This is a genomic window from Variovorax atrisoli 110B, assembly GCF_000382045.1.
GTDB classification, from domain to species: domain Bacteria; phylum Pseudomonadota; class Gammaproteobacteria; order Burkholderiales; family Burkholderiaceae_C; genus Variovorax; species Variovorax atrisoli.
In genome coordinates, this window is sequence record NZ_KB907465.1 from 66,685 (window position 1) to 92,066 (window position 25,382).

The 25,382-nt window shown below is 67.6% G+C and carries 21 protein-coding genes; 4 read left to right on the top strand and 17 right to left on the bottom strand.

Features of this window, described 5'->3' with window-relative positions:
- Window positions 1-53: 53 nt before the first annotated feature.
- The 3 genes from ydiJ to G369_RS0130550 all read right to left on the bottom strand — a co-directional run bounded on the left by ydiJ (window position 54) and on the right by G369_RS0130550 (window position 5,190).
- Window positions 54-3,134 carry a D-2-hydroxyglutarate dehydrogenase YdiJ gene (gene ydiJ, locus G369_RS0130540; protein ID WP_418151395.1) on the bottom strand — a complete coding sequence of 1,027 codons (3,081 nt, stop codon included), beginning with the start codon at window positions 3,132-3,134 and terminating at the stop codon, window positions 54-56.
- Between the two features lie 169 nt (window positions 3,135-3,303).
- Complete coding sequence (locus tag G369_RS0130545) at window positions 3,304-4,293, bottom strand: Bug family tripartite tricarboxylate transporter substrate binding protein (protein ID WP_019657877.1); 990 nt, start codon at window positions 4,291-4,293, stop codon at window positions 3,304-3,306.
- A 21-nt stretch (window positions 4,294-4,314) separates the two neighbouring features.
- Window positions 4,315-5,190: an amidohydrolase family protein gene (locus tag G369_RS0130550; RefSeq protein ID WP_019657878.1), complete on the bottom strand. Its 876-nt coding sequence runs from the start codon at window positions 5,188-5,190 to the stop codon at window positions 4,315-4,317.
- 86 nt (window positions 5,191-5,276) lie between these two features.
- Between G369_RS0130550 and G369_RS0130555 the strand changes: the two genes are divergently transcribed.
- Window positions 5,277-6,242, top strand: a complete 966-nt coding sequence (locus tag G369_RS0130555) for a LysR family transcriptional regulator (RefSeq protein ID WP_026346768.1) — start codon at window positions 5,277-5,279, stop codon at window positions 6,240-6,242.
- Between the two features lie 65 nt (window positions 6,243-6,307).
- Here the strand turns inward: G369_RS0130555 and G369_RS0130560 are convergent, their stop codons facing one another.
- A complete protein-coding gene (locus tag G369_RS0130560; RefSeq protein ID WP_020723372.1) occupies window positions 6,308-7,384 on the bottom strand; it encodes an L-idonate 5-dehydrogenase in 1,077 nt (358 codons plus the stop codon).
- Between the two features lie 36 nt (window positions 7,385-7,420).
- Window positions 7,421-8,374, bottom strand: a complete 954-nt coding sequence (locus tag G369_RS0130565; RefSeq protein WP_019657881.1) for a 2-hydroxyacid dehydrogenase — start codon at window positions 8,372-8,374, stop codon at window positions 7,421-7,423.
- A 141-nt stretch (window positions 8,375-8,515) separates the two neighbouring features.
- Between G369_RS0130565 and G369_RS0130570 the strand changes: the two genes are divergently transcribed.
- From G369_RS0130570 to G369_RS0130580, 3 genes are read left to right on the top strand one after another with little or no spacing between them, the layout of a single operon-like run.
- Entirely contained in the window at window positions 8,516-9,277 is a 762-nt protein-coding gene (locus G369_RS0130570; protein WP_019657882.1) for an SDR family oxidoreductase, read from the top strand.
- 44 nt (window positions 9,278-9,321) lie between these two features.
- Window positions 9,322-10,227, top strand: a complete 906-nt coding sequence (locus G369_RS0130575) for an NAD(P)-dependent oxidoreductase (protein ID WP_019657883.1) — start codon at window positions 9,322-9,324, stop codon at window positions 10,225-10,227.
- Window positions 10,228-10,279: 52 nt separating this feature from the next.
- The gene (locus tag G369_RS0130580) at window positions 10,280-10,621 is read left to right on the top strand and encodes a putative antibiotic biosynthesis monooxygenase (protein ID WP_019657884.1); all 342 of its coding nucleotides are present in this window, start codon (window positions 10,280-10,282) and stop codon (window positions 10,619-10,621) included.
- Here G369_RS0130580 and G369_RS0130585 read toward each other — a convergent pair.
- From G369_RS0130585 to G369_RS0130640, 12 genes are all read right to left on the bottom strand, one after another.
- Complete coding sequence (locus G369_RS0130585) at window positions 10,584-12,566, bottom strand: glycoside hydrolase family 15 protein (RefSeq protein WP_019657885.1); 1,983 nt, start codon at window positions 12,564-12,566, stop codon at window positions 10,584-10,586. The genes G369_RS0130580 and G369_RS0130585 overlap by 38 nt on opposite strands.
- Window positions 12,567-12,683: 117 nt before the next feature.
- The gene (locus G369_RS0130590) at window positions 12,684-13,418 is read right to left on the bottom strand and encodes an RNA polymerase sigma factor FliA (protein ID WP_026346769.1); all 735 of its coding nucleotides are present in this window, start codon (window positions 13,416-13,418) and stop codon (window positions 12,684-12,686) included.
- A 43-nt stretch (window positions 13,419-13,461) separates the two neighbouring features.
- Window positions 13,462-14,283 carry a MinD/ParA family ATP-binding protein gene (locus tag G369_RS0130595; RefSeq protein ID WP_019657887.1) on the bottom strand — a complete coding sequence of 274 codons (822 nt, stop codon included), beginning with the start codon at window positions 14,281-14,283 and terminating at the stop codon, window positions 13,462-13,464.
- A 10-nt stretch (window positions 14,284-14,293) separates the two neighbouring features.
- Window positions 14,294-16,861 (bottom strand): flagellar biosynthesis GTPase FlhF, encoded by a 2,568-nt coding sequence (gene flhF / locus G369_RS0130600; protein WP_019657888.1) that lies wholly within the window; start codon window positions 16,859-16,861, stop codon window positions 14,294-14,296.
- On the bottom strand, window positions 16,858-18,960 hold the full coding sequence (gene flhA / locus G369_RS0130605; RefSeq protein WP_019657889.1) for a flagellar biosynthesis protein FlhA: 2,103 nt from the start codon (window positions 18,958-18,960) through the stop codon (window positions 16,858-16,860). The genes flhF and flhA overlap by 4 nt, the downstream gene beginning before the upstream one ends.
- Window positions 18,957-20,114, bottom strand: coding sequence for a flagellar biosynthesis protein FlhB (gene flhB / locus G369_RS0130610; protein ID WP_019657890.1), 1,158 nt, complete (start codon window positions 20,112-20,114; stop codon window positions 18,957-18,959). Before flhB ends, flhA begins: the two co-directional genes overlap by 4 nt.
- Window positions 20,115-20,312: 198 nt before the next feature.
- Window positions 20,313-20,957 (bottom strand): protein phosphatase CheZ, encoded by a 645-nt coding sequence (gene cheZ, locus G369_RS0130615; RefSeq protein ID WP_019657891.1) that lies wholly within the window; start codon window positions 20,955-20,957, stop codon window positions 20,313-20,315.
- Between the two features lies 1 nt (window position 20,958).
- Window positions 20,959-21,357 carry a chemotaxis response regulator CheY gene (gene cheY, locus G369_RS0130620; RefSeq protein WP_019657892.1) on the bottom strand — a complete coding sequence of 133 codons (399 nt, stop codon included), beginning with the start codon at window positions 21,355-21,357 and terminating at the stop codon, window positions 20,959-20,961.
- 34 nt (window positions 21,358-21,391) lie between these two features.
- Window positions 21,392-22,477: a protein-glutamate methylesterase/protein-glutamine glutaminase gene (locus tag G369_RS0130625; RefSeq protein WP_019657893.1), complete on the bottom strand. Its 1,086-nt coding sequence runs from the start codon at window positions 22,475-22,477 to the stop codon at window positions 21,392-21,394.
- Entirely contained in the window at window positions 22,474-23,124 is a 651-nt protein-coding gene (gene cheD, locus G369_RS0130630; RefSeq protein WP_019657894.1) for a chemoreceptor glutamine deamidase CheD, read from the bottom strand. Before cheD ends, G369_RS0130625 begins: the two co-directional genes overlap by 4 nt.
- Window positions 23,121-23,990, bottom strand: a complete 870-nt coding sequence (locus tag G369_RS0130635; RefSeq protein ID WP_019657895.1) for a CheR family methyltransferase — start codon at window positions 23,988-23,990, stop codon at window positions 23,121-23,123. Before G369_RS0130635 ends, cheD begins: the two co-directional genes overlap by 4 nt.
- 66 nt (window positions 23,991-24,056) lie before the next feature.
- Window positions 24,057-25,379 carry an EAL and HDOD domain-containing protein gene (locus G369_RS0130640; RefSeq protein WP_019657896.1) on the bottom strand — a complete coding sequence of 441 codons (1,323 nt, stop codon included), beginning with the start codon at window positions 25,377-25,379 and terminating at the stop codon, window positions 24,057-24,059.
- Window positions 25,380-25,382: the final 3 nt, after the last annotated feature.

Sequence of the window (25,382 nt, forward strand, 5' to 3'; positions counted from 1 at the left end):
ACGAGTACTCGCGAAGGCAGTTGCCGAGTCAGTTCCTCATCGCTTACCACAGGTCATTGCCGCTGCCCTGTCGCAGGTGACGCAGTCTGGGTATAGAACTGGAGCAATACCTCCACAGGATGCCGGAGATGCCGGCCCTCCATTCGCTTGGCTTGGCTGCGGCAGGAGTAGCCCGTCGCGAGGAACTCCGTCTTCTGCGTCTCCCCGTCCTTCAGTATCGGCGCCCAAGACAGCGAATAGATATGGCGGGAAGTCTCGACGTTCACGCTCTCATGGCCATAGGTCCCCGACATGCCGCAACAGCCGCTGGCTTGCTGCTGGAGCTTCAATCCGGCGCGGGCGAATACATCGGGCCACAGGGCTGCGGCCGCAGGCGCGTTCGTCCTTTCGGTGCAGTGGCCCAGAAGCCGGAAGTCCCCCGCTGCGGGTTGCGGCTTTATCGGAGGCAGAGCATCCAGCAGCCACTCCTGCGGAAGCTGCACGGCGGGAGGCATTTCCAGCGAGGCAAGCTTCGCGTATTCCTGTCGATACACGAGTGTCATGGCGGGGTCGAGGCCGACGAGGGGAACGCCGCATGACCCCAGTTCGTCGAGCATTGCCACGTTCTTGAGCGCCGCACGGCCGAACCCCTGCAGAAAGCCGAGCACATGAAGCGGCTTGCCGTTGGGCATGAAAGGCGCCAGCCACACCGTGTAGCCGAGTCGTGAGGCAAGTTCGATGAATGCGGAGAAAACGTGCGTATCGAAATAGCGCGTAAAGGCATCTTGAACGAGAACGACGGACCGGGCCCGCTGCGCATCCGTCAGAGCCATCAGTGAGCGCGTAGTGGCAGTGCGTACGCCCCAGCGACGCAGCGTGGCCTGGAAGTCGAAGCGGCTGAGCAACGGACTATCGACCATGCCCGCATGTCGCTCGAGCATGCGGCGCAAGAGGTTGGAGGACATTGCGGCGTTGTAGAGCCACGGAACTCGCGCGAAGAACGGCACGCTGTATTCGAGCGAGCCGATCAGATAGTCCTTGATGGGCCGCGAGTAGCGGGAGTGATACAGCTCCAGGAAGCGCGAGCGAAAATCCGGGACATTGACCTTGACAGGGCACTGCCCCGCGCACGACTTGCAGGCGAGGCAACCGCTCATCGCTTCGTAGACTTCATGGGAAAAGTCATCGGAACCACCGTTGCCGGCCGCCACGCGACGACGGCCGGTCTTCCAGCGCCTGACGAATCCGACGACGAACGAAGGCTGCTGCGCCGCCACCCCGAGTACGTCGACCCCAGCGTTGCCCTGCAGGCGCAGCCACTCTCGCATCAGAGCGGCGCGGCCCTTAGGGGAATGCCTGCGTTCACGCGTGGCCTTCCATGAGGGGCACATCGCATCGTCAGGGTCGAAGTTGTAGCAGGCGCCGTTGCCGTTGCAGCGAACCGCACTTGCATGGCTTTGCCAGACACGCTCGTCGATCTGGCGATCGGCGTCGGCGCGCAAAGGGACTTCGTCGATACGCAGCAACTCTGCAGGCTGGCCCGCGGGAGTGGCGATCTTTCCCGGATTCAGCTGGTTGTATGGGTCGAACGCAGCCTTGAGTTCCTGCAGTGCCGGAAACAACGGACCGAAGAACTTGGGCGCGTACTCGGATCGAACGCCCTTCCCGTGCTCGCCCCACAGCACGCCGCCGTACTTCAGCGTCAAGCTGGCGACCTCATCGGAGATCGTGCGGATCAAAGCCGCGTGGCCTGCGTTTCTCAGATCCAGCGCCGGCCGGACATGAAGCACGCCCGCATCCACATGGCCGAACATGCCATAGCGCAGCCCGTGGCCATCGAGCAGCGCCCTGAATTCCTCGATGTACTCGGCGAGCTTCTCGGGCGGCACTGCAGTGTCTTCGACGAAAGGCTGGGGCCGGGCCTCGCCCGGCACGTTGCCCAGCAATCCGACAGCGCGCTTGCGCATGGCGTAGACCTTGTCCACGCAAGCCTTCCCCCAGGCGACCGTGTGGCCGATGCGAGCCGCAGTTGCATCGTCATCGAGATGACCGACGAAGGCCGCCAAACGCTCGCGCAGCTCCTCCTGCGAGTCTGCGCAGAATTCGATCAGGTTGATGCCGCGAGTCGGCAGCCTGTCGGCATCGACGGGGAAATACTCGGCCACGTCTTGCCAGACGATGTCGCCCATCGCCAGGTTCAATACCTGCGAATCGACCGTCTCGATCGACAGCGGGCGATGCTGCATCAGGAATCGTGCGTCCCGCAGAGCATCCATGAAGCTGGCGTACCGAACATTGACCAGCACCGAATATCGGGGAATGGGCAGCAGCCCGATCTCGGCCTCGACCACGAATCCCAGCGAACCCTCGGCACCGCACAGGACGCTGTTGAGATTGAAGCGATCGCCGGGTTCCCTGAGGTGCGCCAGGTCGTAGCCGGTGAGGCAGCGATTCAGCGGAGGAAAACGCGCGGCGATCAGGTCGGCGTGCTGGGTGGCGATCCGGTGTGCGCAGCGCCACACGGCGCCCACCGGCCCGTCTTCCTGCAGCAGCACCCGTAGTTCATCGGCATCGACAGACCTGCTCGAGAAGCGATTGCCGCCCAGCATGACCATGTCCAGTTCCAGCACATGGTCGCGCGTCTTGCCGTAGGTGCAGCTTCCCTGGCCGCTCGCGTCCGTGTTGATCATCCCGCCGATCGTGGCGCGGTTGGAGGTCGACAGCTCCGGGGCGAAGAAGAGTCCGTGCTCTTGCAGCGCAGTGTTCAGTTGGTCCTTGACCACGCCCGCCTGCACCCTGGCCACCCGCCGGATCGGATCGATCCAGAGGATCCGATTGAGATGCCGGGACAGGTCGACCGCGATGCCGTCCGTCAGCGACTGCCCGTTGGTGCCCGTCCCCCCGCCTCGCGCAGAGACAACCACTTGCCGATGCTCCGGCGCCCCGAGCAGCCCTGCGAGTATCTCGACGTCGGCCGCATCCAGCGGAAAGACCACGGCCTGGGGCAGGCGCTGATAGATCGAATTGTCCGTGGAGAGGACGGTGCGGTCGGCGTATCGCGGCGAGATCTCGCCCCGAAAGCCGGCGGCGGCCAATGCATGTAGAAAACGCCGGTAGCCGCTTTGCAGCGCGACAGGGGCTGGAATGATCTCGATCAATTTCGGGGTTCCACTATTGCAAGGAGCAGTCGACCTGCCTGCCGTGGCTGCAAGCGCGTGGGCGGGAGAGCCTGTAGCGCTTCCCCCAACAGACAGCGCCTGCACAGCCGCGCCTTCAGAGAAGCCACGCGCATCGCGATCCTCTCGCCACGCGTTTCGAATCCGATCAATCGGACTTCAGACGCCCCTGCTTGACCATCTGCGCAGCCAACGCTGCCTCGGCGTTGACCAGCTTCTGGAGCGCGGCGCCGGTGCCTCCCACGGGCTCGCTGCCCAAATCTCTTATCACGTTGGAAAACTCCGGCTGGGCCACGGCCTTGGTGGCCCAATCCTGCAGGCTGGCAACGCTGGCAGCAGGCGCGCCCCGGGGCACGAACAATCCGACGAAGGTGGTCGCATCGAACGAAGGCAAGCCCAGTTGAGCAAGTGTCGGCACGTTCGCAAGAAGCCCGCCGGCCTGAGGGCCCAGCACGACGAGAGCACGCAACGCGCCACTCTTGATGTGCGGGGTGGAGCTCGTGATCTGGTCGACCACGGCGTCGATCTGGCCGCCCATCAGATCGACCAGGGCGGGACCCGATCCCTTGTAGGGCACGGCATTGACCTGGGCCTTGGCGGAGTCCTCAAACTGGAGCAGCGCCAGGTGGTTGGGAGACCCGGGTCCTGCATGGCCGACCGTCACGCTCTGGCTGGCAGCCTTGGCGGCCTTGAGGAAGTCCGCCGCGGTCTTGAATCGCGCGTCGTTGGCGCGCACGACCACGACGACCGGCGTACGGCTGAGCACTGCAACGGGCGTCAGGCTGTCGGCCTTGTAGGGCAGTTTGATGATCTCCGGGAGGGTTCCCAATTGTCCGGGGGTCGCTACCAACAAGGTATGCCCGTCGGGCTCGGCCCTCGCAACCGTGCCTGTTCCTACGGCGCCGCCGCCGCCAGCTCGGTTGTCGATGACCACGGACTGCCCCACCAGCTTGGTCAGCGGCACGCTCAGCGAGCGCGCGACGATGTCCACGTTCCCTCCCGGTGCGAAAGGAACCACCAGGGTGATCGGCTTCGAAGGAAAGCGGCCCTGCGCATTGGCGGGCTGAAATGCGGCGCAGGCAGCGAGCGATGCGGCACCTTGCAGGAAAATTCTGCGGCTGCTTTTATGAGTGAACATGAACGTCCCTTTTTGAAAAATTCAGTCGTTCCAATAAAGCCGGGTCGGGTTGTCTACCAGGGCCTTGCGCCTGATTTCCTCGGGAAACCAGTGGGTGATGAGGTTTGCCAACTCGATGCTGGCGGTCGACGTCGCTTCGATGCCGGGATGGGGCCAGTCCGAGCCCCAGACGATGCGATCAGGATTCGCTCGCGCCAGGCTGTGCGCGAGCGGCAGCACGGAGGGATCGACCCCCGAGCCAGTCGCGGATATCCGGTACGCGCCCGAGAACTTGACCCAGGCGCATCCCTCTTGAAGCAGGCTTCGAAGGCCCCCGACGCCCCTGCTGTCGAGGTCACCGCAGTTCGATGGATGGCCGAAGTGGTCCACCACGACGCTCATGCCCTTTTCGGTCATGCGCTGGACGAGGTCGAAATCAGAATCGATGTTCACGAGCAGTTGGATATGCCATCCAAGGCCCTTCACTCGATCCGCAATGGATTGCAGGCCGGCGGCGGAAACACCTCCGCTGAACAGCGCATTGCATCTGGCGCCCCTGACTCCGATTCGATGGAGTTCCTCTATCTCAGCATCCGGCGTGTCTTCGAAGATCACGGCCACGCCGCGCATGCTGCCGGGAACAGCCTCGACCAGTGTGCGTTTCAGCAGCGAGTGATCGCGGCCATACACGCTCGGCTGGACGAGAACGCAGCGATCCATGCCCAAGGGCGCATAGGCAGACCAATACTGTTCGATGGTGGCCGGCGGCGGGGTATACGAGCGCTCCGCGATGAACGGGAATTCCTCCGAAGATCCGAAAACATGCAGGTGCGTGTCGCATGCGCCCTCGGGAAAGATTCTTTGCTTTTCACCAGGAAGCGCTTGGGGGGCTGCGCCTTGGCGGCCTGTGATTGCCATGGATTCCGTACTGTCTGGTTGAGATGCAGGCCAGATTGTTTTGGCTCGACTCGCTGTCAGTCAAATTCATTACAATCAACATTGAGATGAATGAAATTCAGCCATCCGCCAACCAGGATCGCGCAGCAATCAACCTCCGCCGAGTCGACCTCAACCTTCTGGTGATGTTCGAAGCGCTCGTCGAAGAGCGAAGCGTCAGCAAGGCGGCAGCCAGGCTTAACCTGACTTCTTCGGCAGTGAGCCACGCATTGCGCCGTCTCAGGGAGCAATTCAAGGATCCCCTGATGCTGCGAACCGCGGAAGGCATGGTTCCGACCCCAGAGGCCGTTCGCCTGGCGAAGAGTTTCCGAAAGGCCTTCAGCGAAATCGAGAACGCCATAGGGGTTGCAGGTGAGTTCGACCCTGCCACCGCGAGAAGAACTTTTCTTCTGCGCGTGTCCGACTATGTCGGCATCCTCTTGCTGCCGCGCCTTTGCGTCGAACTTCGGACCGTGGCGCCGGGTGTCAGCCTCCTGGTCCAGTCTTTCGAGATGCGCCAGCCCTCAGACCGCGTCGAATACGAAGGAGTGGAGATCAGGCTCTCCGTCTCCAGGGGGCACTCCGTTCTTTCCGCCTCCAGGCGCATACTGGACGACCGATGGATGGTGTTGATGAGAAGGGGCCACCCTGCGGCATCCTCTCCACTAACCCTGGACAGGTACCTCGAACTCGGTCACCTGAAGGTCTCGGGCGTGGGCAGCAGCATCCTCGATGAACTGCTGGCCGAGCGTGGGCTGGCCCGCCAGGTCATGATCCAGGTGCCTACCTGGCAAGGCATGATGCCGGTGATCGAATCCACGGATCTGGTTGCCGCAATGCCGGCTCACTGGATGGGAAGCGTGCTCTCAGGCTCGAACTGCGTCGCCTTTCCGCTCCCGCTGCCCGAGCTGGCTCTATCCATCGATGCCGTCTGGCATCCTCGCAACGACCACGACCCCGGCCACAAATGGTTCAGGGAGCTGATCCATCAGATCTTCGAGGAAGCGCACAACCGGTCGCACGTGCAAGGCTGAGGGCGATTCGATGAGCCGGGCGGGGTCGCTCTGCCCAGCATGATCGAGGCCTTTCTCTCGACGAATCAGGCAACGGCTTCCGCCTGCGCCGCATCTCCCGCGAAGTCGATCAGCACCTTCATCGCCTTGCGCCTGTCGCTCGCCAGCTCGAAGGCCTGGCGCGCCTGCAGCATCGGGAAGGTGTGCGACACCACCGGGGAAAGGTCGACGCGCCCTTCGTTGATGAGCGTCACCGCCAGCGCGAACTCGGCATGGAAGCGGAACGACCCGCAGATGCTGAGCTCCTTCGCCACCACCATGTTCTGCGGAATGCTCACGTCGCCGCCCAGGCCGAGCTGCACGACCACGCCGCGCGGGCGCATCACCTCCAGGCCGTCGCGCAGCGCGCGTTCGTTGCCGGAGCATTCGAGCATCACGTCGAAGGTTCCCTTGTCGGCCGAGTAGCGCGAGACCCAGCCCTTGTCCTGCGCGACGTTGATCGCGTTGTCGGCGCCCATCGCGCGGGCGATGGCCAGCGGCTCGTCGACCACGTCGGTGGCCGTGATCTCGGCCGCGCCGTGCGCGCGCGCCGCCGCGATGGCAAGCACGCCGATCGGCCCGCAGCCCGACACCAGCACGCGCCTGCCCAGCAGCGGCCCCGCGCGAGACACGCCGTGCAGCCCCACCGAGAACGGCTCGGCCAGCGCGGCCAGCCGCAGCGGCACGTGGTCGGCCACCTTCACGCATTGCGTGGCCTCGCACAGCAGCATGTTGCGGAACGCGCCCTGCACGTGCGGCGTGCGCATCGCGCTGCCGTAGAAGCGCATGTCCAGGCACTGGTTGGGCAGGCCCTCCAGGCAGTACTTGCAGGCGCCGCAGGGGCGGCTCGGGTTGACGGCCACCTTGTCGCCGATGCGCACGCTCTCCACGCCGGGCGCCACCGCCACCACGGTGCCGGCCACCTCGTGGCCCAGCACCATCGGCTCCTTGATGCGCACGGTGCCGAAGCCGCCGTTGTGGAAGTAGTGCAGGTCGGAGCCGCAGATGCCGCCCATTGCGACCTTCACCAGCACCTGGCCGGGGCCGATCTCGCCGGCGTCCTGCTCGTCCAGGCGCAGGTCGTCGGGGGCGTGGATCACGAGGCACATGCAACGCAGGCGCATGGTTCTTCTTCCTTCTCTCTCTGTCAGTGTCAGGTGTCAGGCGACGGGGGTGATCAGGGGACGGCCCGCGAAGTGGGCCTCGAGGTTGCGGCGCACCAGTTCGCCCATGGCGCGGCGCGTCTGCTCGGTGCCGCTGCCATGGTGCGGCGTGAGCACCACGTTGTCGAGCGCCGCGAAGCGCGGGTCGATGCGCGGCTCGTTGAGGAACACGTCGAGCCCGGCGCCCGCGATGGCGCGCGTCTGCAGCGCCTGCAGCAGCGCGGCTTCGTCGACGGTGGTGCCGCGCGACACGTTCACCAGCCAGCCCCTGGGCCCCAGCGCGCGCAGCACCCCGGCATCGACGATGCCGCGCGTCGCCTCGCCGCCGGGCAGGATGACGACGAGCACGTCGCACCATTCGGCCATCGCGGCCAGGCTGGCGAAGTGGCGGTGCGGGCTATCCGCCTTCGGCGTGCGGCTGAAGTAGCCCACTTCGACGTCGAAGCCCGAGAGCCGCCGCGCGATGGCGCTGCCGATGCGGCCGAAACCCGCGATGCCGATGCGCTGGCCGAAGACGCGCGTGGCCAGGGGCATGGCGGCATCGGCCCATGCGCCGCTTCGCACGAAGCGGTCGCCTTCCGATATGCGCCGCTGCACCGCGAGCATCAGGCCCACCGCGAGATCGGCCACGTCGCCGTTGAGCACGTCGGGCGTGTTGGTCACGCGGATGCCGCGCGCGCGGCAGGCGGCGAGGTCGATGGCGTCTGTGCCCACCCCATAGCAGGCGACCAGCTCCAGCTTCGGCAGGGCCGCGATGAGCTCGGCGCCCGCGCCCAGTTCGCCGCGTGTGGCGATCGCGCGGATGTCGGCCGCGTGTTCGGCGATGAAGGCCTGCCGGTCGGCCGCCTCCCAGAGCCGATGGATCGTGTAGGCCTCGCGCATGGGCGCCATGTCCCATTCAGGGTAGGTGCCCGGCATCAGGACGTGCGGGGATGCGGGGGTGGTGGTCAATCGCGGTCCTTCACGGTCTTCGAAGATACCGGTAACTTTAACCATGACAGAGAGCTGGGAGAACTCAGGTTTTACCCGTTGACGCAAGCAAAAGATACCGGTAACTTATCCGTGAAGTCTGTCACGCACCAGGAAACTGCCTTGAAACTGTTCGACCTCTCCGGGCGCACCGCCCTCGTCACCGGCTCCAGCAAGGGCATCGGCTTCGCGCTGGCCGGCGCGCTCGGCAATGCGGGCGCCCGCGTCGTGCTCAATGCGCGTGACGCCGCCTCGCTCGCCGCAGCGCGGGATGCGCTGCGCGCCAGGGGCATCGCGGCCGAGGCCAGGGCCTTCGACGTGACCGACGCCGAGGCCGTGGAAGCCGGCGTGGCCGGCATCGAGGCCGAGGTCGGGCCGATCGACATCCTCGTCAACAACGCCGGCATGCAGCATCGCGGGCCCTTCGCCGAGTTTCCGGTGGATGCATGGCACAAGATCACCACCACCAACATCGACAGCGTGTTCCTGGTAGGACGCGCGGTCGCGCAGCGCATGATCGAACGCAGGCGCGGCAAGATCATCAACGTGTGCTCGGTGCAGAGCGAGCTGGGCCGCCCGGGCATCGCGCCCTACGCCGCCACCAAGGGCGCGGTGAAGATGCTCACCAAGGGCATGGCGATCGACCTCGGCAAGCACGGCATCCAGGTCAACGGCCTGGGACCGGGCTACTTCAAGACCGAACTCACGCAGGCGCTGGTGGCCGACGAGGCATTCACCGCATGGCTCTCGGGCCGCACGCCCGCAGGCCGCTGGGGCGACGTGGAAGAGCTGGGCGGAGCGGCCATCTTCCTCGCCTCCGACGCATCGAGCTTCGTCAACGGCCACATCCTGTACGTGGATGGCGGCATCACCGCGAGCCTGTAGCACCGTGCCGCGTACGCGCACCGGCCAGCCATGAAAGCCTTCGCATGACGAAGACCTCCGCCCCGGCGACGCGCGTGGCCGTGATCGGCGTCGGCATCATGGGCTCGGCCATCTCGCGCCGGCTCCTCGAATGCGGTCATCGCGTGAGCGTGTTCGACCTCGAAGCCGCCAAGGTCGCGGCGCTCGCCGAGCACGGCGCGGCGGCGGCGGCCACGGCACGCGAGGCAGCGGCCGCGAGCGACTTCGTCATCACCAGCCTCAACTCGGCCGCGGTGGTGGAGCGCGCCATCTTCGGCGACGACGGCATCGCCGCCGCCACGCCTGCGGACCCGCAGCGGCTGCTGATCGACATGTCGTCCATCGACCCGACTTCCACGCGACGGCTCGCGCAGTCGCTGCGCGAGCGCACGGGCATGGGCTTCGTCGATGCGCCGCTTTCCGGCGGCGCGCCCAAGGCGCTGCTCGGCCAGCTCACGGTGATGGCCGGCGGCAGCGCCGAAGACGTGCAGCGCGCACGCGCGGTGATGGACAGCCTGTGCGCCAACTACACGCACATGGGCGCGAGCGGCGCAGGCCAGACGACCAAGCTGGTCAACCAGCTGCTGTGCGCCATCGGCTTCCAGGCCGTGGCGGAAGCGGTGCGGCTGGCCGAGGCTGGCGGCGTCGATGCGTCGAAGCTGCCCGCCGCGCTGGCCGGCGGGCGCGCCGACAGCCAGATCCTGCGCGAGTTCGGTCCAAGGATGGCCGCGCGCGACTACACGCCCACCGGCCGCATCGACAACATGCTCAAGGATCTGGAGGCGGTGCAGGCCTTCTCGCAGGGCCAGCGCCTGCCGCTGCCGCTGGCGGGCGCCGTCTCGGAACTGCACCGCACCTTCGTCGCGGCCGGACTCGGCGCGCGGGACACGGCCGAGATGATGCGGCAGTTCAGCGGCTACGAGCGCGGCTGAATCGCCGTCGCCTCGCCATCACACCGACACGACACAGGAAGGAAGAGAAGCCATGTTCATCCGCTGCGCGTTCTTCAGGGGCCGGGTCAAGGCCGGCATGGAAGAAGCCTTCGACCGCCACGTGCACGACATGCTGGTGCCGCTGTGGACCCGCTTTCCCGGCGCGCTCGAAGTGCGCGTGCTTCGTCAGCTCGAAAGCGACGTGAGCGACCCCGAGCTCGCGATGGTGCTGTCGATCCGCTACGCAAGCCGCGAGGACATCGCCCGCGCGCTCGAATCGCCGGTGCGCCACGAAAGCCGCGAGGTCTCGAAGAAGCTCTTCGAGATGTTCGACGGCACGGTCTTCCACACCGTGTTCAGCGCGCAGGAGTTCGCGCTCGCGAACGCTTCCTGACGGGGGCCTTCTCTTCGGGCTCAGGTCCGGGCCCGCCTTCGGCCTTCCCTGCGCGCTTCGGCGCCGTCTTCCTTTTCTTCTTCACCACTGACGCCTTGCCGTCGAGGTCCGCCAGCTCCCACACGCCGCCGGCGGCCGACGCCAGCGCGTGCGCGCTGTTGATCAGCCCGATGTGCGAGAAGGCCTGCGGAAAGTTGCCCAGCTGCCGCTGCGCGACCGGGTCGTATTCCTCGGCGAAGAGGCCCAGGTCGTTGCCCAGCGCGAGCAGGCGCCGAAAGAGCGCGCGCGCCTTGCGCACCTTGCCCATGGCCACGTAGACGTTCGCCAGCCAGAAGCTGCACGCCAGGAACGCGCCCTCGCCGCCGCCGAGGCCATCGACGCCCGTCTCGGTGCGATAGCGGTACACCAGCCCGTGGAAGACAAGCTCCTTCTCCACGCGCGCGACCGTACCCTGCACGCGCTCGTCGTGGATCGGCAGGAAGCCGATCAGCGGCATCCACAGAAGCGCTGCGTCCACGGTGTCGGCGCCGTAGAACTGCACGAAGGAATTGCTCGCCGCGTCGTAGCCGCGCGCGCAGACCTCGGCATGGATCTCGTCGCGCGCCGCGCGCCAGAGGTCGATGGGGCCTTCGAGCCCGAACTCCGTCGCGCTCGCGATCACGCGGTCGAAGGCCAGCCAGCACATGATCTTGGAATGCACGAAGTGCCGCGGCTCGCCGCGCACCTCCCACAGGCTGCAGTCGGGCTCGCGCCAGAGCTCCAGCAGCTGCTTCGCGATCGCACGTTCCAGTGGCCAGAGCTTGTCCATGTCGGCCAGCCCCGCCTTGCGCGCCGCGTGGAAGGCCGCGATGACCGATCCGTAGACGTCGAGCTGGCGCTGGTCGTGCGCGCCGTTGCCGATGCGCACCGGGCGGCTGTCCTCGTAGCCGCGCAGCCAGCCCAGCTCCAGCTCTGTGAGCGAGCGTTCGCCGTGCAGGCCGTACATCACCTGCAGTTCCTCGGGCGAGCCGCCCACCGCGCGCATCAGCCACCAGCGCCATGCGCTGGCCTCCTCCACGTAGCCGGAGCCGATCAGCGCGTACAGCGTGAGCGCCGCATCGCGCAGCCAGCAGAAGCGGTAGTCCCAGTTGCGCTCGCCGCCGGGCAGCTCGGGCAGCGACGTGGTCGGCGCCGCGACGATGCCGCCGGTGGGTTCGTAGGTCAGCGCCTTGAGGGTGAGCAGCGAGCGCATCACCGGTTCGCGGAACTCGCCGAAGTAGCCGCAGCGCTCGGTCCAGGCGCTCCATTCGGCGACCGTGCGCGCCAGCAGCGCATTGGCGTCGCGCGTCACAGGCGGCTTCAGGTGCGAGGGAAACCAGTCGAGGCTGAACGCGATGGACTGTCCCGCCGACACATCGAAGTCGGCGAAGCTCGCGAAGTTCTCGTTGACCAGCGGCACGCCGGAACTGATGCGCACCGAGTCCGGGCCGGCAGTGGCGAACACCGCGCCGTCGCGCCGCTCCATCCACGGGCACCATTCGCCGTAGTTGAAACGGATGCGGAACTCGGTATGCATGCCGACCGTGCCGCGCAGGCCGCGCACGATGCGCACCACCTCGTGGGTGCCGTCGATCGCAGGCCTGGGCATGAAGTCGGTGACGAGCGCAACGCCGGTGGCGGTGCGTATCGTGGTCTCCAGCACCACGGTGCCGGGCAGATAGCGCCGCGAGATCCGCGCCTTGCGGTCGCGTGCGCGCATGCTCCAGTGGCCGTTGCGCTCATCGCCCAGCAGGCTGGCGAACATCGCTGCCGAGTCGAAGCGCGGCAGGCACAGCCATTCGATGTCGCCGCCGCGGTGCACCAGCGCGGAACTGTGGGTCGAGCCGATGAGCGCGTACTCGCCGATGGGGCGGCTCGCCTGCAGCCTGGAGGTGGATCGAGAGTGTTGCTTGCGGTTCTTTGCCAAGCCTGCGAGAGTGCCCGCCCGCGCGAGCGGCTCCCGCCAGATGATGGCGCGCCTTGCTGACGGACAAAACCTGATCGCGGGCGCCGACGCCCCGGCACGGGGTGGGTGCGGCAGGCCCTAGAGCACGTCCTTGAGCTTCGCGCGCAGCCTGCTGATCGCCTGGCTGTGCAGTTGGCACACGCGGGACTGGCTCACCTCGAGAATGGCGCCGATCTCGCGCAGGTTCAGCTCCTCCTCGTAGTAGAGGTTCAGCAGCAGCTGGTCGCGCTCGGGCAGCGCCGCGATGGCGTCCACCAGCTGGTGGCGAAAGCCGCTTTCGAGCAGCTGCTCCAGCGGGTCGTCGCTGCTGCGGCGGTCCTTGCGCGCGTCCTGCGAGTGGCTGTCGAGGAAGCCGTTGTCGGCGTCGTCCTTGGAGAAGTCCTCGACGTACAGCAGCTGGCAGCCCTGGATCTCCTGCAGCAGCGACTGGTAGGCCTCGATGTCCATCTTCAGCTCCTTGGCGATCTCCCCCTCGGTGGGAGCTCGCCCGAGCTTGTGGCCCAGCGCCTGCATCGCCTTCTCGATGCCGCGCGCCGACTGGCGCAGGCCGCGCGAGCCCCAGTCGGCGGCGCGCAGCTCGTCGAGCATGGCGCCGCGTATGCGCTGGCTGACGAAAGTCTCGAACTGCGCGCCCCGGTTGTCCTGGTAGCGCGCCGATGCGTCCAGCAGGCCGAGCATGCCGGCCTGGATCAGGTCGTCCAGCTCCACGCTGGCCGGCAGCTTCGCCATCATCTGCAGCGCGATGCGGCGCACCAGCGGCTGGTGCTGCGCGAGCAGGTGCGATTTCTCGATGGTTCCTTGTGCGGTGTACATGGCCGTGCGTGCGTCCTTCATTCCTCGGTGGGGCGCGGGCGGCTCATGCCGCGGCCTGCAGCGGTGCCGGCTCGGGCCACGGCCACCGGTCCATCTCGCCGGCGGCGCGGCGGAAGTCGACCGCCGCATCGCTCGCGGGAAAGGCCTCGGCGATGGTCTTCTTCAGCCGCCATGCGTCCGCCACGAGCGGGTCGAAACGCACCGAGCCCGCAGGCTGCAGCGACAACGCCAGGTAACGGCTGCCCGCCTGGGCGAGGTTGTTCATGATCTGGCGAGCGGCCTGCGCGTCCACCACGTTGTTGAGCAGGAAGCGCATCTGTTGCAGGCCGTGGGTGTGGTGCAGGCGCTTGATGCCTGCGTAGGCCGAGGTGACCGAGGCGGGGTGCGGCTGCAGCACCAGCAGCAGGTCGTCGGCGCCGAGCGCGAGCGGCGACAGCCGGCCTTCGGCATCGAAGGCGGCGTCGATGACGACCACGCCGTCGTGCCAGAACCTGCGCGGATCGATCGCGCTGCCGCCGGCCTCATTCGCCGCTTCATGCGACGCGCTGCGCACCGCCGTCAGCACGTGCACGCCGCAGGCCACGCGCACCTCGGCGCCGTCCAGCGCCAGACGCCCGCGCGCCACGTCGGCCAGGCTGCCGGGCGGATCGATGTCCCACACCTCGCAGGCCGAACCGTCGGCGCGGCGATGCTCGTCCAGCAGCAGGACGTTGCGGCCCTGCCCTGCGAGCGCCACCGCGAAGTTCATCGCAGCGGTGGTGCCGCCGGCACCGGGGCCCATGCCGGCCACCGCGACCACGCGCGCCTGCGTCGGCGCAAGCAGGCGCCGGAGGCCGTCCGCCTGATCCGCAACCAGCTTGTTCATCGCTGCACCCTCAATCCTGCCGCTCCAGCTTCTGCGGCTGCTCCAGCGCGCGGGGCGGCTGCACCGGCGCGGTCGATTCGGTGCCGAGCGCGTCCAGCAGCAGGAAGAGCTTGCCCATGCCCGCGCTGAGCGCACTGCCGCTCATGGCGCGGCCGTTGCGCGCCGGGCGGCCGGTGAGCTGGCCCATGAGCGCGCGCGCACGCTCGGCCCATTCGCCTTCGGCCTGGAGCAGGCGCCACACGGTGGTGGTCATCTGGCCGGCGATCAGCAGCCGCTTCATGATGTCGGGGTCGCCGAGCTCGCCGATGCCGCCCACCAGCTGCACGCCGTCGCGCAGCAGGCGGAAGCAGGGCTCGGCGTCCAGCGCCCAGCCCATCCATCGGGCCAGCTGCTGCGCGGGGACCTCCGTGCCGATGTTCGAGAGCGCATGGCTCAGCGCCAGCAGGTTGCCGCTGCGCGCATCGACGATCCGCGTGGCGACGCAGCGCAGCGCCGGCATCTCGTCGCGCGCGATGCCCGCGGCCATGGCCGCGGCGTTGAAGCGCAGCACCACGTCGGCCTGCGCTTCTGCGAGCAGTGCGGCCTTGCCGCGGAAGTGCACGGGCCGGCCCTCGCCGAACTCGAAGTCCATGCGCGCGAGCGTGTCGGGCGAGCCGGTGCGCGAGTCGATCACGGCCGTGGAGCCCGGCGCGCGCGCCAGCCAGCGCTGGCCCGCGGCCTGCCACTGCACCATGGCCTCGATGCCGGGCAGCCGCGTCAGCAGATGGACCATCGGGCGATGGCCCAAGTCCTGCTGGCGCAGCCAGGGCACCTGGCGTGCGCCGGGCTTGCGCGCGGCATCCTTCGCGCCGCGCGTGGCCGCCGTCGAGAGCCACTGGTTGGGCGCCGCCATCGGCAGACCGGTGCGGTCCGACAGCAGCAGGCTGCCGTGGCATTCGTAGGCATCTCCGCCTTCATTCGAGCGCAGGCCCACCTGCCCGCACAGCGCGAGCACGTAGTTCTCGCAGCCGGCGGCCACCTCGCTGCGCGCGTGTACCAGCAGGTCTTGCAGCACCACCTTCTGGCCCGCCTCCTCGTCGGTGGCCTGGCGCCACAGGGAACGCGCGCGCTCGAAGCCGATCTGCGCGCCGGCAAGGGCACTCGCGGTGGTGGCGAGCTCCTGCGCGTCGTGCGCCATCGCGCGGATCAGGTTCTGGTACTTCAGGCGCAGCAGGTCGGTCTCTCCCTGGGCCTTCTGCACCGCGTGCTGCGAGGCGGCGCCCGAGGCGGCTTCTTCCTGCAGGTCGCTCTCGGCGGGCACGAAAAGCGGGCTGTGCTGGCGCGGCTGGAAGACGCTGTCCACCAGCTGCGCGCGGTCGGCCTGCATCAGGTTCTCGGGCACCTTCTGGCCGCTGGAGATGTAGTGCACCGGCAGGCGGTGGCGGATCACGGTGTCGATCAGCGCGCCCGGGTGCGTGGCCTCGTCCACCTTGGTGAAGATGCAGCCGGCGAGTTCGTTGCCGTGGCGGTAGGCGTGCACCACCTCGTTGAGCGTGTCGCCGTGGCTGGTGGCATTGAGCAGCAGCAGCTTCTTCACCGGCCGCGGGCTCTGGCCCAGCATGGCGATCTGCTCGGGCACGGCGCGGTCGCGCTGGCTCATGCCGACGGTGTCGATCAGCACCATGTGCTTCTCGCGCAGGTCGCGCAGCACGAGGTGCAGGTCCGCGGCGTCCTTCACCGCGTACACCGGCACATTGAGGATCTGGCCGTAGATGCGCAGCTGCTCGTAGGCGCCGATCCGGTAGCTGTCGGTGGTCACCAGCGCGAGCTTGTCGGCACCGAAGCGCATCACGCAGCGCGCGGCCAGCTTGGCGGTGGTGGTGGTCTTGCCCACGCCGGTGGGGCCCATCAGCGCATAGACGCCGCCCTCGGCGAACAGGGCGTCCTCGTCCTCATGCACGGGCACCGCGCGGATGAGTTCCGATCGCACGTAGGCCATGCCTTCGGCATAGGTGCGGCCGGTGGGCAGCTTCTCGAGCATGGCCTTCGACAGGCGCGCGCTGAAGCCCGCGCCCAGCAGCGTGCGCAGCAGGCGGCCGCGCACCGGGTCGCGGCGCTGCCTGTCGTTCCACACCACGCTGGCGAGCTGCTCCTCGATCATGCCGCGCATGGAGTGCAGCTCTTCGAGCACCGTGTCGGCAGGTGCCGCAGCGGGTGCTGCGGCTGCCGTGATGGGAGGGACCGGTGCGACCGGAACGGCGGATGCAACGGGTGCCGGCGCCGAAGGCATCGGCATCGCACGCGCGACCGGTGTCAGCGCCGGTGGCTGTACCGAGACTGGTGCAGCAACCGGTGCCACAGGCGCCGCGGCGACCGGCGCCGCCACGGGCTGCGCAGGCGCACTGCCCTGCTGCACCACGCCCTGCACCTCGCCCTCGACCATCGCGACGATCTCCACGCCTTGCGCCGTGACGCGGTGAGAGAGCACGATGGCGTCGGCGCCCAGCGCCTCCCTCACCAGTCGCAGGGTTTCGCGGCTGGTGGCCGCGACGAATTTGCGCGCAGTGGTGCGCACGTCTGTCTGTTGGTGGGAATTCAACCTCGTCCTCCGATGGCGGTGGTGACCTTGATGGTTCGGGAATCAGGGATCTCTGCGTGCGAAAGCACCTTGAGCTGCGGCAGGCTGCGCCGCAGGAAGCGCGACAGCAGCACCCGCAGCGAGTGCTGCACGACCAGCACGGGCGCGAGGCCCATCTGCTCCTGGCGGGTGATGGCGGCCTGTGCCTGGCGCAGCAGGTTGTCGGCGATGCCGGGCTCGATGCCGCTGCTGTTGGTCAGTGCCTGCTGGAGCACGGCGTCGAGCGAGCCGTCCAGGCCGATGACCTGCATCTCGCTGTCGCCGGGGAAGAGCTGCTGCGTGATCGCACGGCCCAGCGCCAGGCGCGTGAGCGTGGTGAGTTCGGTGGGGTCCTTGACGGTCGGCGCGTGCTCGGCCATCACGTCGAGGATGGTGCGCATGTCGCGGATCGGCACTTCCTCGTCGAGCAGGTTCTGCAGCACCTTGTGCAGCGTGCTGAGCGACAGCACCTTCGGCACCAGGTCTTCGGTGAGCTTGGGCGCGGTCTTGGCGATCTGGTCGAGCAGCTGCTGCACCTCCTGGCGGCCCAGCAGCTCCGCGGCGTGGGTCTGGATGAGGTGGTTCAGGTGCGTGGCCATCACGGTGCAGGCATCGACCACCGTGTAGCCGTAAACCTGCGCCTGCTGCCGCAGGCTCGCGTCGATCCAGGTCGCGGGAAGGCCGAAGGCCGGATCGCGCGTGGGCGTGCCGGGCAGCGTGCCGCTGACCTGCCCCGGGTTGATGGCCATCCACTGGTTGGGGTAGGCCTCGCCGCGGCCGATCTCCACGTCCTTCAGCGTGATGACGTAGGTGTTGGGCTTGATCTCCAGGTTGTCGCGGATGTGCACCACCGGCACCAGGAAGCCCACTTCCTGCGCGATCTTCTTGCGGATGCTCTTGATGCGGCCCAGCAGCTCGCCCTGCTGCGACTGGTCCACCAGCGGGATGAGCCGGTAGCCGACCTGCATGCCCAGCGGGTCGACCATTGCCACGTCGTCCCACGTCGCCTCGGCCGTCTCGGCGGAAGACGCGGCGATGTTCGCGGCCTGAGCGGCTGCGGCTTCCTGCGCGGCCTGCTGCTTCGGCTTGCGCTGCAGCAGCCCGCGGCCCAGCCACACCAGGCCGCCCGCGATCAGCAGGAAGGCCAGGTTCGGCATGCCAGGGATCATGCCCAGCAGGCCGACGATGCCGGCCGTGAGGAACAGCACCTGCGGGTTGGAGAAGAGCTGGCCCGTGAGCTGGCTGCCCACGTCCTCGTCGGTGGTCACGCGCGAGACGATCACGCCGGCTGCGGTGGAGATCACCAGCGCCGGGATCTGCGCGACCAGGCCGTCGCCGATGGCCAGCAGCGTGTAGGTCTTGCCCGCGGTGGAGAAGTCCAGCCCGTGCTGCACCATGCCCACCACCAGGCCGCCGATGATGTTGATCACCATGATCAGCAGGCCCGCGATGGCGTCGCCGCGCACGAACTTGCTGGCACCGTCCATCGAGCCGTAGAAGTCGGCCTCCTGCGCCACTTCCTGGCGGCGCTTGCGGGCGACGTCCTCGCCGATCAGGCCTGCGTTGAGGTCGGCGTCGATGGCCATCTGCTTGCCCGGCATCGCGTCGAGCATGAAGCGCGCGCCCACCTCGGCGATGCGCCCCGCGCCCTTGGTGATCACCATGAAGTTGATGAGCACGAGGATGATGAACACCATCACGCCGACCGCGAAGTTGCCGCCCACGAGGAAGTGCCCGAAGGCCTCGATCACCTTGCCCGCCGCGTCGGCGCCGGTGTGGCCGTTCATCAGCACCACGCGCGTGGAGGCCACGTTCAGCGACAGGCGCAGCAGCGTGGAGAACAGCAGCACCGCCGGGAAGGCCGCGAAGTCCAGCGCCTTCATCGTGTACATGCTCACCAGCAGAACCATCACCGACATGGCGATGTTGAAGGTGAACAGCAGGTCGAGCAGGAATGGCGGCAGCGGCAGCACCATCATGCTCAGGATCATGATGATGAGGATCGGCCCGGCCAGCCCCTTGAGCTGCGAGCCCGGGAAGAAGCGCGCGGGCAAGCGCATCAGGTTTGTCATCGCGTTCATGCGGCTTGCTCAGCCGCATCGGCGGCGCTGTATTGAAGGTCTGCGGGAACCGGGAGATCGGTGGGCGTGCGCGGCGCTTCGCCGCCTTCGGCCTTCCAGCGCCGAAGCTGGTAGACCCAGGCCAGCACTTCGGCCACGGCGGTGTAGAGGCCGGCGGGAATCTCGTCGCCCAGCTTCGTGTGCCTGTAGAGCGAGCGAGCGAGCGGCGGCGCCTCGAGGATCGCCACCTTGTGCTCCTTGGCCAGCTCGCGGATGCGTGCGGCCACGAGTTCCGTGCCCTTGGCCACCACGCGCGGCGCGCGCATGCCGCCTTCCTGGTACTTGAGTGCGACGGCGAAGTGCGTCGGATTGGTCAGCACGATGTCCGCCTTGGGCACCTCGGACATCATCCGGCGGCGCGCCATCTGCTGCTGCTGGCGGCGGATCGCGGCCTTGATGTGCGGATCGCCTTCGCTTTCCTTGTGCTCCTGGCGCACGTCCTCGCGCGACATCCGCAGCTTGCGGTAGTAGCTCCAGAGCTGGAAGGGCACGTCGATCAGCGCCACCAGGAAGAGCGTGGCCGCGATCAGCACGCAGTGCTTGGCCACCAGCACCAGCGCATGCGGCAGCGCGTACTCGGCGGGTTGCGCCATCAGGGCCATCAGCGTGCCGATGTCGCGCGACACCACCCACCAGGCCACGCCGCCGATGAGCGTCGACTTGGCCAGCGCCTTGAGCAGCTCGGCGAGCGACTGCGAGGAGAACATGCGGCCGATACCGGCCAGCGGATTGAGCTTGCCGAAGTTCGGCGCCACCGACTTGGTGGAGAAGAGCCAGCCGCCGAGCATCATCGGCGCGACCACGGCGGCGACGATCATCATCGCGAACATCGGGCCGATGGCGCCCAGCGCCTGCATGGACATCAGCCCGGTGCGGGCCAGCATGTAGTGGGGATCGAAGGCGCTGGCGCGATCGAACTGCAGGCCCATTCGCAGCGCGCCGTTCATGCTCGTGCCGAGCGACTCCGACGCGAGCCACAGGCCGGCGCAGGCCGTGCCCAGCATCACGAAGGTGGTGAGTTCGCGCGAACGGGCTACGTTGCCTTCCTCGCGGGCCTTTTCGAGGCGCCGCTCGGAGGCGGGTTCCGTTTTTTCGAGATCGCTTTCCTCAGCCATTCATGCTCCGAACCAGCACTGGCGAAGTACGCCTTGCTCATGGCCAAATTATTGGATTCGGCCCCCCGGAACAATCTGTCGATCAGGACCCTGATAGCCCTGCAGTTCGGACAATAGAACTAAGGAGGAAAGGAAAGGAGGAAGGGAGAGGGATGGGAACGAGGCAGAGGGCCCGACGGGCCCTCCCCGGTCGCGGGATCAGAAGCCGAGGCTCTCCAGCAGGTCGTCGACCTGTGCCTGGTTGGTCACGGCATCGGGGTTGCCGGGCTTGATCTGCGGGCCGTTCTGCAGGCTCTGCGTGGCCTCGTGGCGCTTCTCGGGCGCGGAGTTGTCGATCAGCACCTGCAGCAGCTGCGTCTCGACGTCGTTGACCACTTCCATCATCTTCTTGATGACCTGGCCGGTGAGGTCCTGGAAGTCCTGCGCCATCAGGATCTCCATGAGCTGCGTGTTGATCGCGCTCGCGCGCTCGGGCACGCCGTCGAGGTAGCCGCGGGTGTCGAGCACGAGCTCACGCGCATGGTCGAGCTCGATGGGGTTCTTGAACCACTCGTCCCAGCGCTTGCTCAGGCCCTTGGCGTCGGTGGCCAGCGCCTCCTGCAGCGGCTGCGCCACGTCGATCGCGTTGAGCGCGCGGTGCGCCGCGCGCTCGGTGGTCTCGGCCACGTAGCTCAGGCGGTCGCGCGCATCCGGAATGGCCTGCGCGGCCCTGGCCACCTGCTTGTCGAGGCCCAGCTCGCGCAGGCCTTCGCGCAGCTGGCGCGTGAGCTGGCCGATGCGGCCCAGGATCTCTTCGGTGGTGTTGTTGACCGGCTCTGCGGCCAAAGAAGTGTTCTGGCTCATGTCACGCCGCTTCCTTTGCGAGCTTTTCGAAGATCTTGGTGATCTTTTCCTCGAGCGTGGCGGCGGTGAAGGGCTTGACCACGTAGCCGTTTGCGCCGGCCTGCGCCGCCGCGACGATGTTCTCCTTCTTGGCCTCGGCCGTGACCATCAGCACCGGCAGCTTCTTGAGCTCGGGGTCGGCGCGGATGGTCTGCAGCATGGTCAGGCCGTCCATGTTGGGCATGTTCCAGTCCGAAACCACGAAGCCGAAGTTGCCTCCGCGCAGCTTCTCGATGCCGGCGGCGCCGTCCTCGGCCTCGTCCACGTTGTGGAACTCCAGCTCCTTCAGCAGGTTGCGCACGATGCGGCGCATGGTCGGGAAGTCGTCCACAACCAGGATTTTGATGCTCTTGTCGATCACGATATTTCCAACTCCAAGGTCGTTTTCTTTTCTCTCAAACTCGGTTCGTACGTTCACCGAACGTGCGAAGGTGCGCCAGCACGCGGCGGCTGACTTCCGGCAGGGGCGACACGTCGTCCACCGCGCCCAGCGCGATGGCCTCGCGCGGCATGCCGAAGACCACGCAGCTGGCTTCGTCCTGCGCCAGCGTGTGGGCGCCGGCGCGACGCATGCGAAGCAGGCCCTCGGCGCCGTCCTTGCCCATGCCGGTGAGGATGATCCCGATGGCGTTCTTGCCCGCGTGCTTCGCGGCCGAATCGAACAGCACGTCGATGGACGGACGGTGGCGGTTCACCGGCGGCTCCTGGTCGAGGTGCGCCACGTAGTTGGCACCGCTGCGCGCGAGCGACAGGTGGAAGCCGCCCGGCGCGATGTAGGCATAGCCCGGCAGCACGCGTTCGCCGTGCTCGGCTTCCTTCACGTTGATGCGGCACAGGCCGTCCAGGCGCTGCGCGAACGAGCGCGTGAAGCCCGCGGGCATGTGCTGCGCGATCATCACGGCGGGCGAATCGGGCGGCAGCGGCTGCAGCACCTCGCGGATGGCCTCGGTGCCGCCGGTGGAGGCGCCGATGATGATGAGCTTCTCGGTACTCAGCAGCGGGCTGCGCAGCAGCGACTCCTGCGGCGCCTCGCCGCCCGGCCGCGCCGCGGCGGCGCTCCTCGCGGGCAGCAGGCGCGCGCTGGCGGCGGTGCGGATCTTGCCGGTGATCAGCTCGGTGTAGTTGAGCAGGCCGTCGCGCACGCCCAGGCGCGGCTTGGTCACGAAGTCGATGGCGCCCAGCTCGAGCGCACGCAGCGCGATCTCGGAGCCGCGCTCGGTCAGGGACGACACCATGACCACCGGCATGGGCCGAAGCCGCATGAGTTTTTCGAGGAACTCCAGCCCGTCCATGCGCGGCATTTCCACGTCGAGCGTGAGCACGTCGGGGTTGGTGACCTTGATGAGGTCGCGCGCCACCAGCGGATCGGCGGCCGTGCCCACCACCGTCATGTCGGACTGGCTGTTGATGATCTCCGTCATCACGCTGCGAATGAGCGCCGAGTCGTCGACGCACAGCACCTTGATTTTCTTGCTGCTCACTGTTTGCCCTTGTTGTTGTATTCGGGGGCGTGCACGGTGCGCTGGCCGGAGAGCCTGCGCAGCAGCTCGCCCTCCTCGCGCTGCACCTGACTGACCTCGGTCTGCGCGCGCAGCTTGCGCACGATGGCCTTTCCTGTCGCCGGCACGAAGCAAACGCGGCGCGCATGCGGCCCGCGCAGGTCCTGCGCGGCGACCTCGATGCGCTCGTTGCCCAGGTAGCGCAGCACGAAGTCGGCATTGCGGTCGCCGATGTTGAGCGTGGTCATGTTGGCCAGCACCGCGCCGCCGCCGAACACCTTGGCCTTGAGCCGGTCGCGGCGCGCGCCGGCGCGCACCAGCTCCCGGATCAGCACGTCCATGGCGTAGGTGCCGTAGCGCATCGACTCGGTCACATCGCGCGTGCCGGCGGCAGCGCCCGCCTCGCCATCGTCAGGCAGCATGAAGTGGTTCATGCCGGCCACGCCGGCCTCGCGGTCGTGCAGGCATGCGGCCACGCACGAGCCCAGGACCGTGCTGAGCGCGGTGTTGCTCGAAGTCACGTAGTACTCCGAGGGCAGCAGCTTCACGGCCATCATCCCGACGTCGCGGTCGAAGTAGTGATGGCTGGCCACCGAACCCGGGGCCGCCGCGCTGGAGGCCGCGCTCATGAGGAAGCACCCGCCGCGCGCGGGCGCGCCAGTTCGTACACGGTCTGCCCCAGCGGCCGGAAGGCCTGGTTGACGAGCGAAGCGTTCTCCGAATGTCCGGCGAACAGCAGCCCGTCGGGCTTGAGCAGCGGCGCGAAGCGGTCGAGCACCTTCTTCTGCGTCGGCTTGTCGAAATAGATCATCACGTTGCGGCAGAAGATCGCGTCCACAGGCTCCTTCACCGACCAGGCGCTGTCGAGCAGGTTCAGCCGCGAGAACTTCACGATCGCCGCCACTTCGGGGCGCACGCGCACCTTGCCCGCGTTCGAGCCGGTGCCCTTGTTGAAGAAGCGCCGCAGCCGCTCGGGCGCAAGCCTTCGCACCTGCTCGGTGGTGAAGACGCCGGTGGCGGCCTTGGCCAGCACCGCGGTGTCGATGTCGGTGGCGATCACGCGCGAGGCGGCCGCCTTGTCGCCCAGGGCCTCCATCAGCGTGATGGCGATCGAATAGGGCTCCTCGCCCGTCGATGCCGCCGCGCACCACACGGTGACGGGCTGCTTCGCCTTGCGCACGTGCTCGGCCAGCGTCGGGAAGTGGTGCGCCTCGCGGAAGAACGAGGTGAGGTTGGTCGTCAGCGAATTGATGAAGAGCTGCCACTCGTCGCCGTCCTGGCGCTGTTCGAGCCAGTCGAGGTACGAGGCGAAGTCGGTCACCTGCAGTTCCCTCAGCCGGCGCGAGAGCCGGCTGTAGACCATCTGCCGCTTCTGTTCGCCCAGCGCGATGCCCGCGCGACGGTGGATCAGCGTCCGTATGCGCGAGAAATCGTGGTCGGTGAAATGGAACTCGGTCGTCACGGCCAGCCTGGAAGCTTGGCTTTCAATGTACATAGCGCCCACCGTTTCCAATGGGTCGATCAGACGCGCGAATGCCCCGCACTTCGGGCCGCCTTTGCGTCATGGTCCAGCCGCGGCCGGGCTCGCCTCCTGCGCCCACACGAGCGCGGAGAGCTGGGCGGCATTGACCTGCGCCGGGCTCAGGAACAACGCCTCCGACAGGCGCGCAGCCTGCCCGTCGTCGAGCTCGCAGCTCTCGGCCAGCGCCACGAAGGGGCCGTACAGCCCCCCACGCGACAGAATGGCCTGCTGCACCGCCTCGGTGAGCTGCACCTTGCGCAGCACGCCTTCCATAGAGACGCCCAGCAACTGGTCGAGCAGCGAGAACATGCCGGCCACGAACAGGTTATCGGCCTCGCTGGCCGGCAGCATGCCCTGCCCCACCAGTTCGACGAAGCGGCCGCGCAGGATCGCCTTCTTCATCATGTAGGGCGAACCTGCCTTGTTGCTGGTGGCCAGCAGCAGCGAGAGCCATCGGTACAGCGGCGAGTAGCCGAGCATGGCCACCGCGTGGCGCAGGGAATGGATCTCCACCGCCATGCCCACCGCGGGCGAGTTGATGTAGCGCAGCAGCCGGTAGGTGAGCGCGGCGTCGTGCTTGAGGGCGGCCTCGATGACGCGCAGGTCTTCGTTGCGCTGGAGCATCTGCATCAGCTGCACGATCAGCAGCGATTCGGGCTGCAGCGCGTCTTCGGTCTCGAGCACCGGCGGGTTGCGGAAGGCGCCGTCGACGAACACGTTCACGCGCAGCGCGGCGCAGGCGTCGAACTGCTTCCAGTCCTCGACGCGCGAGGCGACGAGCTCGACCGGCCGATGGCCCAGCTGCTCGTCGCGGCGCAGCCGCGCGACGGTGTCGGCGGCGTTGGCGCCGACCTCGAGGTGCGTGACGATGGAGCGCAACTCCGGGTCCTCGGGCAGCTCGGTGCCGCCGCACTGCATGAATCCGAAGCCCTGCTCGCGCAGGAACAGCAGGATGGAGCGCAGATCGGCATCCATCAGCTCTTCGGCGCGCATGCACAGCACGACCTGCTGCGGCGGTAGCGACTGCAGCTCGCCCTGGAAGAGCGCATCGACCGTCACGTCGACGAAGAGCAGCTGCGAACCCAGCAGCCAGCCTTCTCCCTCGGGATTGAGGTGCATGGCGAGCGTGTCCATGAGCGCCTTGACGCCCGCGGCACCGGACGCGCCGGACACAGCCGATTCGGCAGGCGCAGCGCCCGCGGCGCGCCAGGCCATGCGATAGCCGATCACGCGACGCTGCGCGTCGAGCAGCATCGAATAGGTCAGGTGGCCTTCGCAGCCGGCTTCCGGCTGCGCGGAAGCGCCCGCATCGGCGCCGGCTCCTTCCCCTTCGGAAGAACGACGGAAGAAATCAAAGCGCATTCA